We start from the raw sequence: 17,373 nt of genomic DNA on the forward strand, positions 1-17,373 counted from the left end.
CTAACGTGATCATAATTGGTTCAGCTTGCAGAAAAGGTTCTGATAACATGGGCTCACCTTATTCAATAAGATTTAATTAGTTATATAAATCTTCATATTTTTGGACAATTAAATTTGAGTTGAAATGATCATAAGCATATCGTTTAGCATGTTCTGAAAATTCATCCCATAATTCATCGTCCGTTAGCAACTGAATAGCTTTATTAGATATCTCTTCAATATTGCCAACTTCACATAAATAGCCGTTTTCACCATCCACAATCACTTCTGGTATACCACCGATATTCGTTCCAATACATGGTACACCGCTAATCATGGCTTCTAATAAAACTAATCCAAAGCTTTCTTTTTCTGATAACAATAATTTTAAATCACTAATGTTTAATAAATCATGAACATTATCTTGTCTGCCTAAAAACAATACATCATCTTCTAACCCTAAATCTCTCACTAAGTTTCTTATTTTTAAATGTTCAGGGCCATCTCCTACCAACAGTAATTTAGATGGTATTTGGTTATGTACATTTGAAAAAACCCTTACAACATCTTCAACTCGTTTAACTGGTCTAAAATTTGATATGTGTATCAAAACTTTTTCATGCTGACTAATACCGAGATTTTCTTTTAAGTCTTTTTCTGTAAGAGAAGTATCATTAACAGGTTCAATAAATTATAAACGACTTCAATCTGCTTTTGTACTTGAAGTGCATCTTCAGTCTGTTTTTTTAAGCTATTAGAGACAGCAGTAACGTGATCAGAGTGTTCGATCGCATACCTAATCATGTGTTTTAAGTTATCATCTACACCTAATATCGTGATGTCTGTTCCATGTAATGTCGTAACGATTTTAACGTTTCTCTCTGCCATTTGTTTTGCAAAGATCGAACAAATAGCGTGCGGAAGCGCATAATGAGCATGAATAACATCTAATTCCTCCCTGTCGATCACTTCAGCAATCTTACTAGCTAGTGCTAAATCATAAGGAGGATTTTTGAATACTGGATAATTAGAGACTTCAACTTCATGAAAATAAATATTTGGATATAGTCGCTTTAGACGGAATGGCATAGTAGTTGAGATAAAGTGAACCTCATATTGCTTTTCAGCAAGATGAATTCCAAGTTCTGTTGCTACCACTCCAGAACCGCCTACTGTAGGGTAGCAAACAATCCCTATTCTTTTACCCATCGTATCGAACTCTCTTTTCTTTAATTGAGCGCCAGTCCAACCAGCCACTCTCTAGACCCCTAATCAAAATTTCAGCAGAAGCTTCATTAGTAGCTAATGGGATTTTATATACATCACATAAACGTAGTAATGCAGAGACATCAGGTTCATGAGGCTGCGCGGTTAAAGGGTCCCTAAAGAATATAATCATATCCATTTCATCGTTCGCAATTCTTGCTCCAATCTGCTGATCACCGCCTAATGGGCCGCTTTGAAATCGTTCAATCGTTAATCCAGTTTCTTTAGCAATTAATTTTCCTGTTGTACCAGTTGCAAATAATTGATGTTCTGAAAAAATCTCACTATATGCCATAACAAAGTCTATTAAATCTTGTTTCTTTTTATCATGAGCAATTAACGCGATATTCACCTTAACACCTACTCCATTAAATTTTCTAAACCATATACAAATTGATCCGTCTTCATGACTTCTTCTACTGCGAATTTAACACCACTCATAAATGATTGGCGATCAGTTGAATTGTGCTGAATGGTTAAGGTTTGTCCACTTTGGCCAAATATAACTTCTTGCTGAGCTATAAAACCTGGAAGCCTTACACTATGAATATGCATTCCATCTACTGTCGCACCACGAGCTCCATCTAATGTTTCATGCTCATCTGGGTGACCTTGCTTTTTAGATTCCCTTACTTCTTTTATTAATTGTGCTGTTTTAACTGCTGTACCAGATGGTGCGTCTAATTTTTCATCATGATGCTTTTCTATAATTTCGACATTTGGAAAGTGTTTTGCTGCCATTTGAGAGAATCGCATCATTAATACAGCACCAATTGCAAAGTTAGGAGCAATAACGATTCCAGTTTGTTGAGTTTGACTTAATTGTTTTAACTCATCTAATTGCTCTTCCGAAAATCCAGACGTCCCTATCACAGGTCTAATATGATTATGTAAAGCTATTTTTGTATGTTTAAAACCTGTTTCAGGATTGGTTAAATCTATAAACACATCTGCATTAAGTCGTTCAAAAGCTTCTTCTGGATCGGTGTAAATCAGTGCATCTAGCGAAGGAAGGCCCTCAAGGTCTTTAATTGTTTTGCCATTATATTTACGATCAATGCAACCAACTAAATTAAAGTGGTCAGTTGTTTCAATCATTTTTAAAGCTTCGGTACCCATTTTTCCTCTAGGTCCTGCTAGCATTACATTAATAGTCTCTGCCATTATTGATTCTCCTTTTTTGTAAAGCGGTTTTGATCTCGTTGTTCAATTTTTGACATACTCATATCAAATGATTCAGACAGATCAATATTTAAAGAGTTAGCAAATGTAATTAATACAAAAATAAATCACCTAATTCTTCTTCTATGAGTTTCTCTTTTTCACTACTTTTCTTAGCCTTCTCCCCATAATAATGATTAACTTCTCTAGCTAATTCACCAAGCTCCTCTGTCATTCTTGCCGTCATGGCAAGTGGAGAAAAGTACCCTTCTTCAAATTGGCTGATAAAATTATCTACTCGTTCTTGCATCAATTTTAAATCATTATGTGAATTTGTCATGATAATCACCTTTCTTATTGCCTATCCTAATGGTAGCTAAATCCAACTATTTTGACAAATCTTTTATTTTATATTGAACCATTAATATCCATTGTCTATAATATTTAAAGTGCTTTGTAAAAGGAGGGATTATATGAAATATCATATAAAAGTAAAAAATACCCTATTTATTTTATTGGGTTCAGCAATTTTTTCATTTGGAATAGTTAATTTTAATATGGAAAACAATTTAGCTGAAGGTGGATTTACTGGAATCACCCTATTATTGTATTTCATGTTTAATTTAGACCCTGGAATTATGAACTTAGTTCTTAATATTCCAGTGTTTATAATTGGCTGGAGGCTCCTAGGGATTAATACATTTATTTATACCGTAATTGGTACAGTTGCAGTATCTGTTTTCTTATGGATTTTTCAAATATACACATTAGAATTTTCATTAAGAAATGACATGACATTAGCAGCTTTATTTGCAGGTACTTTTATTGGAGTCGGTCTAGGAATAATATTTAGGTATGGAGGCACAACTGGTGGAGTTGATATCATCGCTAGATTAGTGCATAAATATGTAGGCTGGAGTATGGGACGTACGATGTTTTTGTTTGATGCTTTAGTCATCTTCTCATCCATTATTTTATACCTTAAACCGATCCAAGGGATGTATACATTAGTTGCCGTGTTCATAGGAGCCCGTGTCATTGACTTTATTCAAGAAGGCGCTTATTCTGCTCGTGGTGCCATGATTATTTCTGGAAAAAGTGGTCGTATTTCAGAAGTTATTCACGAGCAAATGGACAGAGGCGTTACCGTTTTACATGGAAGTGGAAGTTTTACTGGTGAGGAACGAAATGTTTTATATTGTGTAGTTGGTCGGAATGAAATAGTTAAACTTAAAGGAATTATAGACGAAATAGATCCTCATGCTTTTGTTGCTGTAACATCGGTTCATGACGTACTAGGTGAAGGGTTTACATTAGATGAAAACAAAAACCGATTACTTAAAAAAATCCCTTAGAGTTCGAAACTCTAAGGGATTTTGTATAACTATTCATCCATGTGCAGAAACATTAATACGAATCGAACAAGTTCCATTAATGCAACAACAGCAGCTGCAACATACGTTAAAGCAGCAGCATTTAGTACCTTCTTTGTTTCTGGGTGCTCTGAACTTGTGATGACTCCTGAAGAAACTAAATGGTCCATTGCCCTATTTGATGCATCAAATTCTACTGGTAAAGTAACCAATTGGAATAAAACAGCAAATGCCATAAAAACGATTCCAATCCCCACTAAACCAGTCATGCCTAATAAGAAACCAGCAATAATTAAGAAAAAGGACATATTTGACCCTAAATTTGCTACTGGTACTAGAGCATGTCTGAAACGTAAGAATGCATAATCCTGTGCATCTTGTATCGCATGTCCTACTTCGTGTGCAGCAATAGCTGCAGCAGCTTTAGACTGTTCATGATAATTATTTGAAGATAATCTAACCACTTTTTACGAGGATCATAATGATCACTTAAAAAATCCTCTTGTCTCTTCCACTCTTACATCATTGATGCCGTTTTCTTGAAGAATTTTTCTGGCAACATCAGCCCCTGTCATTCCAGATGAATTCGGGACTTTCATATATTTTTTATAAGTGTTCTTAACTTTACTTTGTGCCCATAAAGGAAGAATTAATAGAACCGCAAAGTAAATTAGAAAAGCTCCTATCCCCATCTTGGCATTCCTCCATTATTATGTCTATATATTAATTTTATTCATCTGTGTAATTTTTATCAATAAAATTGCTTCTGTGGTGGTTATAATAATATCGTTTCCAAGCCACATAAACTAATGTGAGGATTACACTTCCAAAAACAATTATTATTGTCATAATCTGATTTGAAACTGATAAATGATTCATGACAACCCATGCAATTAGGAAGTTATACATATTAAACACTCCATAAGCTTTTTTATATTATATGGCTTATGGGGTTGTTTTGGTACGATGGACCAGACCGTATTTATAAACTAACCAAATAGATAGAATGCTTAGCCAGAACGTAAAATAACCAATGTGTGACATATATTGATCAAGTGAGCCGTAGATAGGCATCATACCATAGACATAGTCAATAACATCATTATGTAATGTCCAAATCGCAGCTATGACAAGGTGAATCCAATTTATCTTATAAAAAGGAGCATACAATAAGCCCTGAATCGCCATTGCACCATGCGAGACAATTAGCATTAAACCAGCTGGGGAAGCTTCACCTAATTCAATAAAAGTTAATACATTCATAACTACAGCCCAAAGACCGTATTTAAATAGTGTTAACATGGCTAAGGCTTCAAACAATTTATAATTTTTTCCCACTAAAAATCCAATCAATACGATAACAAAAATAAAGAAGCTGTCGGACTATCAGGAACGAAAGGTATAAAATGCAATGGTGTTAGTACAAGTTGATATTCATACCAAATGTATCCATAAATTGTACCTAGAATATTGACGATTAAAAGTAATTTTAAAAAAGTCCGATCCATTAATATGAACTTTAATTTCAACAGCATTATATCACCTAACTATATTAAAAAGCTGACTTGTTTTAATGACAAGTCAGCTTTTATGATTAATGAGATCCTTCTTCAGAACCTTCACTTTCACCTTCGCCTTCACCTTCACCAGAAGCTTGTTTATTAGTAGATACAATAAACTCAGCTAACTGATTAAGTTCCTCTTCAGTTCCTGAAAACTGGTTGGCTGGCATTTCACCAATACCATTTTTAGCGATATCTTTAATTTGCTCAGCATTATATGGAATTCCTACTAATGTAGGTGCCATCCCTGGATTACCCTGTAAGGAATCACCGTGACAAGATAAACAGTTGTTAGCATAAACTTCATAGCCTGGATGCTCTTCATCAATTTCAACATCTGGTACTGCTTCAACTGAATACTTGGCTCTCTCTTCCCAATCAACGTGTGCTGCTGATTTGTAAGTCAACCAAACAGTTGCGATAATGCCTAAAAGCATTAAACCTGTTGTAATTGGGCGTTTTGATGGTCTACGTTCTGTTCCAGTGTCTAAGAAAGGTGCTAATAATAAGGCACCAAAACCTAGTCCAGGTATAATAACAGTACCAATTACAACATATTCAGCTGCAGCAAATTCGTACTTAAGTAATTCATAAAGAAATAAGAAATACCAGTCCGGTAATGGTATATATGATGAATTATTTGGATCCGCTTGTTGTTCAAGTGGTGAAGGAGCTGCTGCCACTAGGCATAAGAATCCAATTAAGAAAACAGCACCGACTAACCATTCTTTTAATAAGAAGTTAGGCCAAAAGCCTCTGTTCTACCGGGATATTCTGAGTAATCTTTCGGAATTTTATTACGACTTTCTTTATCAGGTACACGAGAGTCCCCCGACAAATTTCATTCCTTTACCTCTTTGCACTGTGTTCCCTCCTTTTCATGACATGGAATTATAACTTATAGTGGTCCAGAAATACCTTGACGTCTAATCATGATGAAGTGTGCTCCCATTAATGCAAACAATGCTGCTGGTAAGAAGAATACGTGAATAGCAAAGAATCTTGCTAATGTTTTAGCACCAACTATTTCTGGATCACCAGCTAGTAATGTTTTTAAATCTCCACCAATGTATGGAACACTTTCAGCAATTTCTAACCCTACTTGTGTTGCGAAGAACGCTTTATTATCCCATGGTAGTAAATAACCTGTAAAACCTAAACCTAGCATTACAAAGAATAATAAGACCCCCACAACCCAGTTAAGTTCGCGTGGCTTCTTATAAGCACCTTGGAAGAACACGCGTAATGTATGTAGAAAGATCATTACGATAACAACACTTGCTCCCCAGTGGTGCATACCTCTAACAATTTGTCCATGAGCGACTTGAGTTTGTAAATACTTAACTGATTCCCAAGCATTAATGATATCTGGAACATAATACATTGTTAAAAACATTCCAGACAAAACCTGAATTACTGTTACGAAGAATGTTAATCCACCAAACAGTATACAAACGCAGAGAAATGATGCGCTGGGTTTACGTGTTCTGGCACTTCGTGATCTGCAATATCTCGCCAAATAGGCGTAATATCTAATCGCTCATCAATCCAGTCATAAACTTTATTAAGCATCTATTACGCCTCCTTTCTAGCTACCGCTTTACCTAACAATAATTTTCCATCTTCAATTTTTGTTCATAAACATGAAGTGGTTCTGTTGGTGGTGTTCCTTGAATATTAACACCTTTTTTAGTATAACGACCACCATGACAAGGACAATAGAACTCATTTTCAAATTCTGCTTTAGAATTCCAGTCAACAACACATCCTAGGTGTGTACAAACTGGTGATAATGCAAGAATTTTATCTTCTTCAGTTCTAAAAATCCATGCAGAACGATCAACTTTAGATTCGTACCAACCATCTACTTGATCGACAGGGAAGGTTTTACGTTGTGGTTCATTTGTGATTTCATCCACATCCATAACATAGACGAATTCAGTCTTCTTTTCGCCTTTAAGTAATGGATCAATCGCAAAACCAACCATTGGTGCAACCATAGCTGCTCCCATAAATCCGCCTACACCTGTTAAAGTGTAGTTTAAAAATTGTCTACGCGATACTTGGCTTTTCTTATTAGTCATGTCTTTCCCCCCTCTATTCATCAATTACAACGAACAGGGTATTGATGATACACATATTTATTAGGACAATACAATGATAGCGCAATCCTGAAAAGTGGTCAATAAAACCACATTTTAGATGAAAAATGTCATAATTAATCGGACCAGCTATCTTGAATCAGCATTTTAATCTCTTGAACTTGAGATTGAATGAATTTTGAGTTTCTTCTTGATTCATTTCTGTACTGCTGAAACCTGGGAGCCAAACTAACTCAGCATCTAAATCTCTTGAGGCTTTTCTCCATTTACTATCTGAAGTAATTAGAAAAATATACTCAAAAGGTTGTTGGTTGATATGCGAGATGAAACCTTTCAATCTTTCTTTTTCCTCATCAAGTATTTTGTCTTGTTTTAAGTAGTAATATTCAGGTAAAGAAAAAACACGGCCTTTCAGCTCACTTTCAATTTGCGAGATATAAAGTTGTATTAATTCCTTTTGAGAAGATAGCTGTAACAAATCTTGGTCAGAATTAAATGAATAAGGAATTAAAGGTAAATGGCAGTGTCAACATATTTTTTAGCTTGAGTGTATTGTTTAATATCAGCATTTAGGTATTTCATTTAAAAACTCCTATTAAGATTTATATTTATTACTTTCCATTAGTTTATTTAGCTCGTCACTCCACTTATTAAATGCGTTTACATTTCCTTGGTCAAGTGCAGCATCTATTTTACTTTTTAATAAATGAATTTTAGACTGATAAGACGATGCTTCAAGAATACGTTCTAATAAGATATAATCTTCATTTTCTAAATAATAGTCTTCAGGTAAATATGGGTTGTCTTCTAAAACTTCAGCATATTCAGTAGATTGTCTATTTCCTTCAAACTTCATTTCAACATAAATCGTATCTTCAGGATTTAGTCTTATATCGTGAAAAGCTTTATCTACATCTGTTGTCACAACATGGTCTTTATAATATCTAAAAGGTCTCTTCTCATCATTATCTGTTGAGATTATTATGCTTCTTGGACACAAATGTGCTTCGAATACAAAATGTAAATGTTTGAGGATATTTTCACGTTTCAAAATGTATTCTAATAACCATACCATTTCTCTACGTTCAGTTCTGTGATGATCCAAGTACCAATTTATGAAGACTCGCTTTTGATTAGTCGTCACACCCATATTTTCACCCTCTTTTTAAATTCCACCCTGCAGGCGATGTAGGAATTCTTTAGTGTCTTGATCTTCAGGGTTTTGTATTAAATAGTCTTTTAGTAACTGGATAGCTTTATTCATTTGTCCCTCTTCAATTAAGAAGTATCCATATTCTTTCAAGAAATCAGCATCATTATGATAAGTTAAATAAGCTTTTTCAAATGAATTTTTAGCCTTCTCAAATTCTTCTAGTTCATTGTATACTTGTCCCGCTAACCAATCTAAAATCTCTGGATAAGCATCAAATTTCATAAGTTCTTCTACTAATTTTTTAGCATCATCCCAATCGTCACGTGACTCGTAGATCGAAAATAATTCAATAATAGCTTTCTCATGACCTGGGTCTAGAGCTATAGCCTCTTTCAAATGACTTTTGGCGGCTTCTAATTGATCTTGTTTTAGTTCAATCCTTGCTATATTAATAAATAGTTCAATATTATATTCGTCTTTTTTCAGACCTTGTTTCAGAATATCAAGTGCAGATTCCATCACGCCTTCTTCCTCATATGCTTTTGCTAAGTATGGATAAACACTTGTATAATCAGGGTCGAGGTCCAGAAGGTCATTCCAAGCTTTAATGGCTATGTCGTAACGCTCCAATTGAAATGCCGTGTAACCATACTTAAATAATTGATCAGGCTCTTTTAACTCTAACTCTTGATAGTATGTTAACGCATTTTCCCATTTCCCTAGGGAAGCGTAGCATTCAGCTAACCGCTCATGGATAGTGACAAAAGGGAACTCTCCTTCGTGTGCTTCTAACTTCTCATAATGATCTAAGGCTTTTTGAAACTCTCCATGATGAAAAGCTAATTCAGCTATACCAAAATCAATTAAATAATTATCTGGTTGTAATTCTTTTGCCTGAAGCAATTTCTGTACAGCTACTTCATTTAGACCTTGTGATTGATAAATATCAGCTAATATCATCAAAGCGTTTATATACTCCGGATCATCTGGCTCAATACTTTCAATAAGTTCTAATGCCTCTGAATCCATCTCGAGGTCTATATAAATATCAGCTAACTGGAATTTGATTTGGTGGTCATTTGGATAAGTTCGGTATAGTTCCTCAAATAACCTTCTAGCCTCATCCAAAAATCCCCACTGTTGTAATAATTCTGCTACTGAAAATTGATCTTGTTCGCTTATTTCTCTGGCATTTTCCATTAAATGATTGACTGCTTCATTGACGTTTCCAGCATCATATAAGTCTAATGCGTCCTTAATCGGGTCCATTTGATCCCCTCCTGTTCATTCCGTTAAATAGTTATTGAAGCTAAATCCTCAAAAAATCTAGGGTAGGAAATTCTGATGCATTCAGTATCTTTTATTGTAACTTTAGAAGTCGTAATAAAAGAAGCGATTGATGCCATCATGGCAATTCTGTGATCTCCATATGAATCAACTTGAGCACCATGTAATTCTTGCTTACCTTCTATAATCATACCATCCTCAGTTTCTATAATCGTAGCTCCGAATTGTTTTAATGTATTTACAGTCGTTTTTGATTCGATCTGATTCCTTATAACGAAGCTCTTCGAGGTGTTTCATTTTCATTTGACCGTTAGCTTGAGTAGCAACTAGGGCTAATAATGGTACTTCATCAACTAATGTTGCGATTTCGTGTTTTTGTAAAGGAGTAGGTGTAAGTCTTTCTGTATAGCTCGCGCTTATGTTACCAATCGGCTCATCTCCTTCATACCGTTTTACTTCGGTATTTATTTGAGCGCCCATCCGCTTTAGCACGTTAATAAAACCGAGTCTAGTTGGGTTTAAGCCGACGTTTTTGATTGTTACATGACTTCCAGGCGTAATTGTAGCACCAGCAACCCAAAAAGAAGCCGAAGAAACATCTCCAGGAACATGAATGGTACTGCTAGCTAAGTTTTGTCGTCCTTCTAGTTGTATTCCTTGGTCATTTCGATTTACTTCAACACCAAATATCGGCAGCATTCTCTCAGTGTGGTCACGAGTTGTATTTTGCTCGAGTACAGTTGTTATCCCTTCTGTTAATAGCCCTGCAAGCATAATTGCTGATTTAACTTGAGCACTGTCAACCGGTAACCGATAACGAATTGGAGTTAATGGTCTACCTCTTATTAGCATAGGTAATGTACCACCACTAGATTCAATAGATGCTCCCATTTCTGTTAGTGGTTCTATAATTCGGTCCATAGGCCTATGACTTAAAGATTGATCACCGACCAGCTTCGTATTAAAAGGTAATGCTGCTAAGATTCCACTTATAAGTCTTACAGTCGTCCCTGAATTACCCATGTTGACTGAATCCTTTGGTTGAGAAAGTCCTTGTACGCCTTTACCGTAAATAGTTACTGTGTTGTTATTTTATCAATGTCAACACCCAATCTCTGAAACGCAAGTATTGTAGACATACTATCTTCTGAGTGTAAGAAGTTATAAACTTTTGTTTCTCCTTGTGCTAGTGCGCCTAACATAATCGCGCGGTGTGAGATCGATTTATCACCAGGTACTTCTAAAGTTCCTTTTAGTTGTTTATGTGAATTGCTTAAAGGTTTCATTTAATTCATTCCCTTAATTCATCATTTCCATAAAATCTAACAAATATTGCTTAATTTCTTCAGGCTTTAATGATGACATATATGGATTTCCTATATTTTCTAATAAAACAAAATTAATTGTTTGATTAATTGTTTTTTTATCATTTGCCATTTATTAACTAGTAAGTCTAAATCTTCTTTTGTAATCAAATTGAGCGGATATTTCAAACTGAAAACCCAGTTTAATAAGTCTTCATCTAAAAACTTCTGTGGTTGCCCCTTTTTTACCCCGGAAACATATAGGCAGAAAAGCAGACCATACATCACACATTCCCCGTGAGAATAACTTTTAATCGCTTCAATCGCATGACCTAATGTGTGGCCTAGATTTAAGAATTTACGTTCATTTGACTCAAATTCATCTAATTCAACTATTTTCTGTTTTACTTTTATCGATTCTAATAATAATCGATCGAACTCTTTTGCCATTGGATTAATCGATTCATTCATTTCAAGTTTTAATCGATTTAAAAGACCATTTTTTGTTAAATAACCATGTTTGACCATTTCTGCAAAACCAGATCTTAATTCTTTTTCTGATAAAGTTAAGAATGTTTCCGTATCATAAAGGACTAAATCTGGAGAATAAAAATTACCCAAAACATTTTTAGTCGAATTTAAATTAATCGCCACTTTTCCACCAATACTGCTGTCATGAGCAAGTAAAGTAGTAGGAACTTGAATAAACGAGATTCCTCTCATGTAGGTAGAAGCTACGAATCCTGCCAAATCACCTATGACTCCTCCGCCTAATGCTATAACTGCTGAAGAACGATCTATATTTTCAGCTAACAAATACTTTTGAATTTCTTCATAAACCTTCAATGATTTCGCTTGTTCACCGGGCGACACTGTAAATACTTTTATTATAAAATCACGGTTTAAATCGTCAGTTATATCATTAAGATAATGTTTGTAAACATTTTCATCTGTGATAATAACTAATTGGCTGTAATCTTTACCCTTTAGAAATTTAGAAAGTTTATATCTAATTCCTTTCCCAATTAAAATCGGATACGTATGGTTATAGGACCTTACTGACAACTGTTCCATTAAAACTGCCTAATCCTTTCCCTATACTTTTGGAATTCATCTTTTAATTGGTCAATGGTATCTGATGTAAATTGTTCTAGTAAAGCATTTGCTACTTCCCACGCTACAATATGCTCCACAACAACAGATGCAGCAGGGACAGCACAAGCATCAGACCTTTCAATACTTGCCTGAAACGGCTCTTTTGTATCAATATCAATACTGTTTAATGGTTTATATAAAGTTGGAATAGGCTTCATGACTCCTTTTACAATGATTGGCATTCCAGTAGTCATGCCACCTTCAAAACCACCTAATCGATTCGTTTTACGCAAATACCCTTTTTCGGGGTCATAATCTATTTCGTCGTGAGTTTCGCTTCCTCTTCTATTAGCAGCATCAAAACCTACCCCAAACTCTACCCCTTTAAAAGCATTAATACTCATGACACTTCCAGCAATTCGCCCATCTAACTTACGATCATAATGAACGTGAGAACCTAAGCCAGCTGGAACTCCTTCGACATGAACTTCAACGACTCCACCTATTGAATCACCATCTTTTTAGCTTGGTCAATCTCGCTCATCATTGCTTGTTCACTTTCTTGATCTAAAGTTCTAACAGGGGATTCATTAGATTTCCTTTTTTCTCTTCCAAAGTCATATTCGGATGATCAAGTGCTCTAACATTATAAATTTGCTTAACATAGCTGACTACATCAATTCCTACTTCATTTAAGATAACTTTAGCGACTGACCCTGCAGCTACACGAGCAGCAGTCTCTCTGGCTGATGATCGTTCAAGAATATTTCTCATATCTCTATGTCCATATTTTAATGCACCATTTAGATCTGCATGGCCAGGTCTAGGTTTAGTTATTTGGCGTTTTATATCAGCGTTATCTTGAACAGGCTCTTCTCCCATGATGTGTGTCCAATGTTTAAAATCATCATTGGATATAACAAGACTAATAGGTGAACCTAGAGTATAACCATGTCTTACCCCGCTTGTAATTTCAACTAAATCCTTTTCAATTTTCATCCTGCGGCCACGTCCATACCCGCCTTGTCTTCTAATGAGAGACTCATTAATTTGTTCCTTTAATAACGTCATTTGTGCAGGAACACCTTCTATAATTGTGGTTAATTGTTTACCGTGAGACTCACCAGCAGTTAAATACCTCATTATGACACCCCTAGCATTAAAATTTCTTATAAAAAAATGTATTGACTGGTTCAAAATGGTGCTCTTGTGGTTTAAATAATTGCTCAGTACTTCCAACAAACAGAATACCGTCTTTAGATAAAGATTGATTAAAGTTTTGATAAACTTTTAACTTAGCTTCTTCAGTAAAATAAATTAAAACGTTACGGCAAATAATTAAATCAAAATGCCCGTCATATGGGTCTTCCAATAAATTATGTTTTTTAAACGTTACGATTTTTTTTAACTCATCTGAAATTAAATATGTAGAATTATGCTCAGAGAAAAACTTTTCTATTTTATCTTTGGGAGTTTCATCTAACGACCTTTTTGAATAAGCTCCTACTTTTGCCTGTTCCAGCGCTTCTTCATCTATATCTGTTGCAAGGATTGATATTTGATTTAATTCGAAAAATCACTTAATAACATAGCTGCTGTGTAAGGTTCTTCTCCAGTTGAACAAGCCGCGCTCCAAATTTTGATTTTTGACTTTTGTTTAATTAAATCTGGTAGTATTTCCTTTTTTAAAACTTCCCACCTTTTGTAATTGCGATAGAAATGAGACACATTGATCGTAATTCGATTAAGAAATTCTTTTTTAAGTCTTGGTCTAATTTAAATCCTTCATAATAATCAGTAAAAGATTTAAAGCCTCTTCGTTCTCTAAGTGAAGTCAGCCTTCTTTTCATTTGTTTTTCTTTATAAAGGCTTAAATCGACTCCTATATCCTTGTAAACCTTTTTAATAAACGAATAATAATCATCCATACTTAAGCTCTCCCATTAATTAAATCTAACTCTATTATAAAAAAATGTCGAAACATCGTGCTATTATTTTATCATTTAAAAGCTAGAAAAAAGTTTTATCTAAAATAAAAAAAGGCCTTGTTAATTCAAGGCCTTCTCAATCTTATTAGTAAATCCACTGATCATGATCTTTGTTATAAGTAACTAAATCTTCTTTATTAAAGAATAAACCAATTTCGCGTTCTGCAGATTCAGGAGAATCAGAACCGTGAATAACATTTTTGCCAACGGTTAGGCCGAAATCGCCACGTACTGTACCGATATCAGATTCTGCAGGGTTAGTAGCACCCATCATTTTACGTGCCGTTGCGATTACATTTTCACCTTCCCAAACCATTGCAAAGACAGGTCCGGAAGTAATGAAACCAGTTAATTCTCCAAAGAAAGGCTTGTCTTTGTGTTCACCATAATGTTCTTCTGCTAGTTCAGGTGAGATTTGCATTAATTTTGCCGCTACTAATTTGAATCCTTTTTTCTCAAAACGTTGTAGGATATCTCCAACTAAGTTACGTTGTACACCGTCTGGTTTGACCATAATAAATGTTTGTTCCATGATTTTCACCTCTATAAATATTTTGTAAGCCGTCAAAGATTTTATCAAAGTTTGGCATAAAAAACAATTGTTTTTAAGCTAAAACCGCCTTTTACCTAAATATTGTGCCACTTCTGAAAGATATTGTTTTGCTTCAATATCTGGAAGTTGCTCTAGTGCCTCTTTTGCCTTTGTTAAATATCGCTGACTAATTTCATAAGACTGTTCAATCGCATTAGATTCTTTTATGCGCGCAATCACGTTTTCGATATCACTTTGCTTGTTCGTTTCATTGAAGTAAGCTTGTACTCCGTTATATATATCATGATCTTCTTGCATTGCATATAAAGTTGGTAATGTGATATGTCCATTTAACAAGTCACTACCGACAGGTTTTCCTAATTCTTTCTCTGTAGAAGTAAAATCTAAAATGTCATCCATAATTTGATAAGACATCCCTATGTAATAACCATACTCTTTTAAGAGAGTTTCTGTTTTTAAATCAACTCCCGCGCCAATAGCTCCCATTTGAGTACTCGATTCAATTAATAATGCGGTTTTTCGTTTAATTCTTTTAAAATATGTAAAATGGTTTTGGCTAAGTTGGAATTTATCTCTAATCTGCTCAATCTCACCAATACATAGTTCGTGAATCGTTTTAGACAAAACGGCATGTAAACGATTATTCTTAAATGGTTTTAACAATTCTAAAGTTTTAGCAAAAATATAATCTCCAGTATATACAGCAGTTCCATTATCCCATTGTTTATTGACTGTAGGCTTGCCCCGCCTAACTGTTGCGTGATCAATGACATCATCATGAACCAATGAGGCCATATGAATGAGTTCCAATGCTACAGCCACATCGATAATCTGATCTTGATGTTTTGTTCCAAATCTTGATGAAAGCAAAACAAATATTGGACGAATTCGTTTACCTCCAGCTGACAATAAATGATTGGAAGCAGATTGTATCATCGAACTTTCAGCTTTAGTAACACTTTTTATTTTCTTCTCAACTCGTTGAATATCTTTATTAACATATTTTATTGCAGTAGCGATTTTCATGTTTTTCACCTTTATGTGAGATTATTTTGGCTTAACACCTAAGTGCATAGCAGCTGCACCTAATGCATAACTTTTAACGTTAACAGATTGAAAACCTACTTGTTTAAACATATGGGCAAGCTTTTGTTTTCCAGGGAAGTTTTTAGTTGATTCATAAAGCCATGAATACTCGTCATAGCTTTTGGCAAAAACCTTACCGAATAAAGGCATGATATGTTCAAAATAGAAAAAATAAAGCTGTTTATATATTGGTAATGTCGGCTGTGAAGTATCTAAACAAACAACAATACCCCCTGGTTTTGTTACCCTGAACATCTCACTTAAAACTTGATTATAATCTGGAGTATTTCGAAGACCGAATCCAATCGTAACGTAATCAAAATGGTTATCGTCATAAGGCAAATTCATGGCATCTCCATGTTGTAATGTAATATTACGGATCCCTTGTTCGTCTACTTTATCTTGACCGACTGATAACATATTTTCACTAAAATCTAATCCATAAACGTATCCATTTTGTCCAACTGCTTCTGATAGTGCAATGGTCCAATCACCTGTACCACAACATACATCTAGACAAGTTGAACCTTTTTCAACCTTCATATGTTTCATGACGTCTTTACGCCACGCTTTATGTCTTTGAAACGAAATAATTGAGTTCATTCGATCATATCGTTTATATATTTTTTCAAATACGGAATGTACTTTTTCTGATTTTGTTTGCTGATCCATATTATGCTCTCCTGTATAGCTCATTTTTTCGCTTATCAATTACATTTTTCGCTGCAGAATCACGTTTCGCCAAAAGATCTAACCAGATGCTTTCACGTTCATACACCAACTGATTTACCAATTTAGAATAGTTTTTCTCTTTATAATCGTCTAACTTATAATAATCCATTAATGAATTATATAAACCACAATGCACAGCTTCAATTTGTTGTAACTGCTCATTTAAATCGTCCGTTGTATTATGTAATAATGACATCTTCACTTCATTTATAGATTTAATAGACTGGATAAGATGGTATAGTTCATCTAACAAATTATGTTCTGAAAGAATTCTGTAGAAGTAAGAACTATGATAATCCCCAACAAGCACTTGAAGCTGATTTGTTTGATTGCGATTATGAGCTGAGTTTAAATTAAACTCCAAATCCACTAAATCATGAATATCTAAAGATAATTGCATATGTAAAAGTGCATAGAAAAACTCTGGATCATGATTTTGTCCGCTCTCTATTAATAATTCTTTAAAAAAAGATATTTGTTGCTTTAATAACACTTGATTATAAAAAGCATCACCTAAGTATGGGTGTTTTATACGCTGTTAAAAAATCTTCTCGAATAGTTATATTATTTATATTAATCACTATATATCACCTATTATTTAAATAGACATCTATTTCTATGAAGTACAGTAATATTGTAGCATGTAATATGCTTATAATCTAATAACTGTGCCTAAATAAAGTTATTTTTTGGATTGGCTTTATTTTGTAGGGTAGAGTTGAAAAAATTATT

At 34.4% G+C, this 17,373-nt stretch carries 14 protein-coding genes and 9 pseudogenes; 1 reads left to right on the forward strand and 22 read right to left on the reverse strand.

Features of this window, described 5'->3' with window-relative positions; translation table 11 throughout:
• Window positions 1–76: 76 nt before the first annotated feature.
• The 4 genes and pseudogenes from bshA to JCM13188_RS07210 all read right to left on the reverse strand — a co-directional run bounded on the left by bshA (window position 77) and on the right by JCM13188_RS07210 (window position 2,746).
• A pseudogene (gene bshA / locus JCM13188_RS07195) lies at window positions 77–1,188 on the reverse strand (N-acetyl-alpha-D-glucosaminyl L-malate synthase BshA).
• On the reverse strand, window positions 1,181–1,597 hold the full coding sequence (gene mgsA, locus JCM13188_RS07200; RefSeq protein WP_054753138.1) for a methylglyoxal synthase: 417 nt from the start codon (window positions 1,595–1,597) through the stop codon (window positions 1,181–1,183). The pseudogene bshA and the gene mgsA overlap by 8 nt, the downstream one beginning before the upstream one ends.
• 8 nt (window positions 1,598–1,605) lie before the next feature.
• Window positions 1,606–2,409, reverse strand: a complete 804-nt coding sequence (dapB, locus tag JCM13188_RS07205; RefSeq protein WP_054753141.1) for a 4-hydroxy-tetrahydrodipicolinate reductase — start codon at window positions 2,407–2,409, stop codon at window positions 1,606–1,608.
• Window positions 2,409–2,746, reverse strand: a pseudogene (locus tag JCM13188_RS07210) (nucleotide pyrophosphohydrolase). Before JCM13188_RS07210 ends, dapB begins: the two are co-directional and overlap by 1 nt.
• 133 nt (window positions 2,747–2,879) lie before the next feature.
• Between JCM13188_RS07210 and JCM13188_RS07215 the strand changes: the two are divergent.
• Window positions 2,880–3,761: a YitT family protein gene (locus JCM13188_RS07215; RefSeq protein ID WP_054753143.1), complete on the forward strand. Its 882-nt coding sequence runs from the start codon at window positions 2,880–2,882 to the stop codon at window positions 3,759–3,761.
• A gap of 29 nt (window positions 3,762–3,790) precedes the next feature.
• Here the strand turns inward: JCM13188_RS07215 and JCM13188_RS07220 are convergent.
• From JCM13188_RS07220 to JCM13188_RS07305, 18 genes and pseudogenes are all read right to left on the reverse strand, one after another.
• Window positions 3,791–4,471: pseudogene (locus JCM13188_RS07220) on the reverse strand (zinc metallopeptidase).
• Window positions 4,472–4,724: 253 nt separating this feature from the next.
• Window positions 4,725–5,314, reverse strand: a pseudogene (lhaT, locus tag JCM13188_RS07230) (lipoprotein heptaprenylglyceryl N-acetyltransferase LhaT).
• Between the two features lie 59 nt (window positions 5,315–5,373).
• Window positions 5,374–6,204 (reverse strand): annotated as a pseudogene (locus JCM13188_RS07235) (c-type cytochrome).
• Window positions 6,205–6,239: 35 nt separating this feature from the next.
• Window positions 6,240–6,913, reverse strand: a pseudogene (gene qcrB, locus JCM13188_RS07240) (menaquinol-cytochrome c reductase cytochrome b subunit).
• 3 nt (window positions 6,914–6,916) lie between these two features.
• A pseudogene (locus JCM13188_RS07245) lies at window positions 6,917–7,425 on the reverse strand (QcrA and Rieske domain-containing protein).
• Window positions 7,426–7,582: 157 nt separating this feature from the next.
• Window positions 7,583–7,951, reverse strand: a complete 369-nt coding sequence (locus JCM13188_RS07250; protein ID WP_279401541.1) for a DUF2487 family protein — start codon at window positions 7,949–7,951, stop codon at window positions 7,583–7,585.
• Window positions 7,952–8,038: 87 nt separating this feature from the next.
• Window positions 8,039–8,593, reverse strand: coding sequence for a ReoY family proteolytic degradation factor (locus tag JCM13188_RS07255; RefSeq protein ID WP_054753149.1), 555 nt, complete (start codon window positions 8,591–8,593; stop codon window positions 8,039–8,041).
• A 15-nt stretch (window positions 8,594–8,608) separates the two neighbouring features.
• The gene (locus JCM13188_RS07260; protein WP_054753151.1) at window positions 8,609–9,865 is read right to left on the reverse strand and encodes a tetratricopeptide repeat protein; all 1,257 of its coding nucleotides are present in this window, start codon (window positions 9,863–9,865) and stop codon (window positions 8,609–8,611) included.
• A gap of 23 nt (window positions 9,866–9,888) precedes the next feature.
• On the reverse strand, window positions 9,889–10,074 hold the full coding sequence (locus JCM13188_RS20655; protein WP_369404879.1) for a carboxyvinyltransferase: 186 nt from the start codon (window positions 10,072–10,074) through the stop codon (window positions 9,889–9,891).
• Between the two features lie 7 nt (window positions 10,075–10,081).
• A complete protein-coding gene (locus JCM13188_RS07265; protein ID WP_369404887.1) occupies window positions 10,082–10,957 on the reverse strand; it encodes a 3-phosphoshikimate 1-carboxyvinyltransferase in 876 nt (291 codons plus the stop codon).
• Between the two features lie 2 nt (window positions 10,958–10,959).
• Window positions 10,960–11,169, reverse strand: coding sequence for a carboxyvinyltransferase (locus JCM13188_RS20660; RefSeq protein ID WP_369404880.1), 210 nt, complete (start codon window positions 11,167–11,169; stop codon window positions 10,960–10,962).
• A gap of 99 nt (window positions 11,170–11,268) precedes the next feature.
• On the reverse strand, window positions 11,269–12,261 hold the full coding sequence (aroB, locus tag JCM13188_RS07270) for a 3-dehydroquinate synthase (protein WP_054753153.1): 993 nt from the start codon (window positions 12,259–12,261) through the stop codon (window positions 11,269–11,271).
• Window positions 12,261–13,425 (reverse strand): annotated as a pseudogene (gene aroC, locus JCM13188_RS18410) (chorismate synthase). The gene aroB and the pseudogene aroC overlap by 1 nt, the downstream one beginning before the upstream one ends.
• Window positions 13,426–13,441: 16 nt before the next feature.
• Window positions 13,442–14,210: pseudogene (locus JCM13188_RS07285) on the reverse strand (CheR family methyltransferase).
• Between the two features lie 145 nt (window positions 14,211–14,355).
• On the reverse strand, window positions 14,356–14,802 hold the full coding sequence (ndk, locus tag JCM13188_RS07290; protein ID WP_054753157.1) for a nucleoside-diphosphate kinase: 447 nt from the start codon (window positions 14,800–14,802) through the stop codon (window positions 14,356–14,358).
• Window positions 14,803–14,880: 78 nt separating this feature from the next.
• Window positions 14,881–15,849, reverse strand: coding sequence for a polyprenyl synthetase family protein (locus JCM13188_RS07295; RefSeq protein ID WP_054753159.1), 969 nt, complete (start codon window positions 15,847–15,849; stop codon window positions 14,881–14,883).
• A gap of 21 nt (window positions 15,850–15,870) precedes the next feature.
• Window positions 15,871–16,581, reverse strand: coding sequence for a demethylmenaquinone methyltransferase (locus tag JCM13188_RS07300; protein WP_054753162.1), 711 nt, complete (start codon window positions 16,579–16,581; stop codon window positions 15,871–15,873).
• 1 nt (window position 16,582) lies between these two features.
• Entirely contained in the window at window positions 16,583–17,173 is a 591-nt protein-coding gene (locus JCM13188_RS07305; protein ID WP_279401542.1) for a heptaprenyl diphosphate synthase component 1, read from the reverse strand.
• Between the last annotated feature and the right edge of the window lie 200 nt (window positions 17,174–17,373).

The organism is Piscibacillus salipiscarius JCM 13188, assembly GCF_001311865.1.
GTDB classification, from domain to species: domain Bacteria; phylum Bacillota; class Bacilli; order Bacillales; family Alkalibacillaceae; genus Piscibacillus; species Piscibacillus salipiscarius.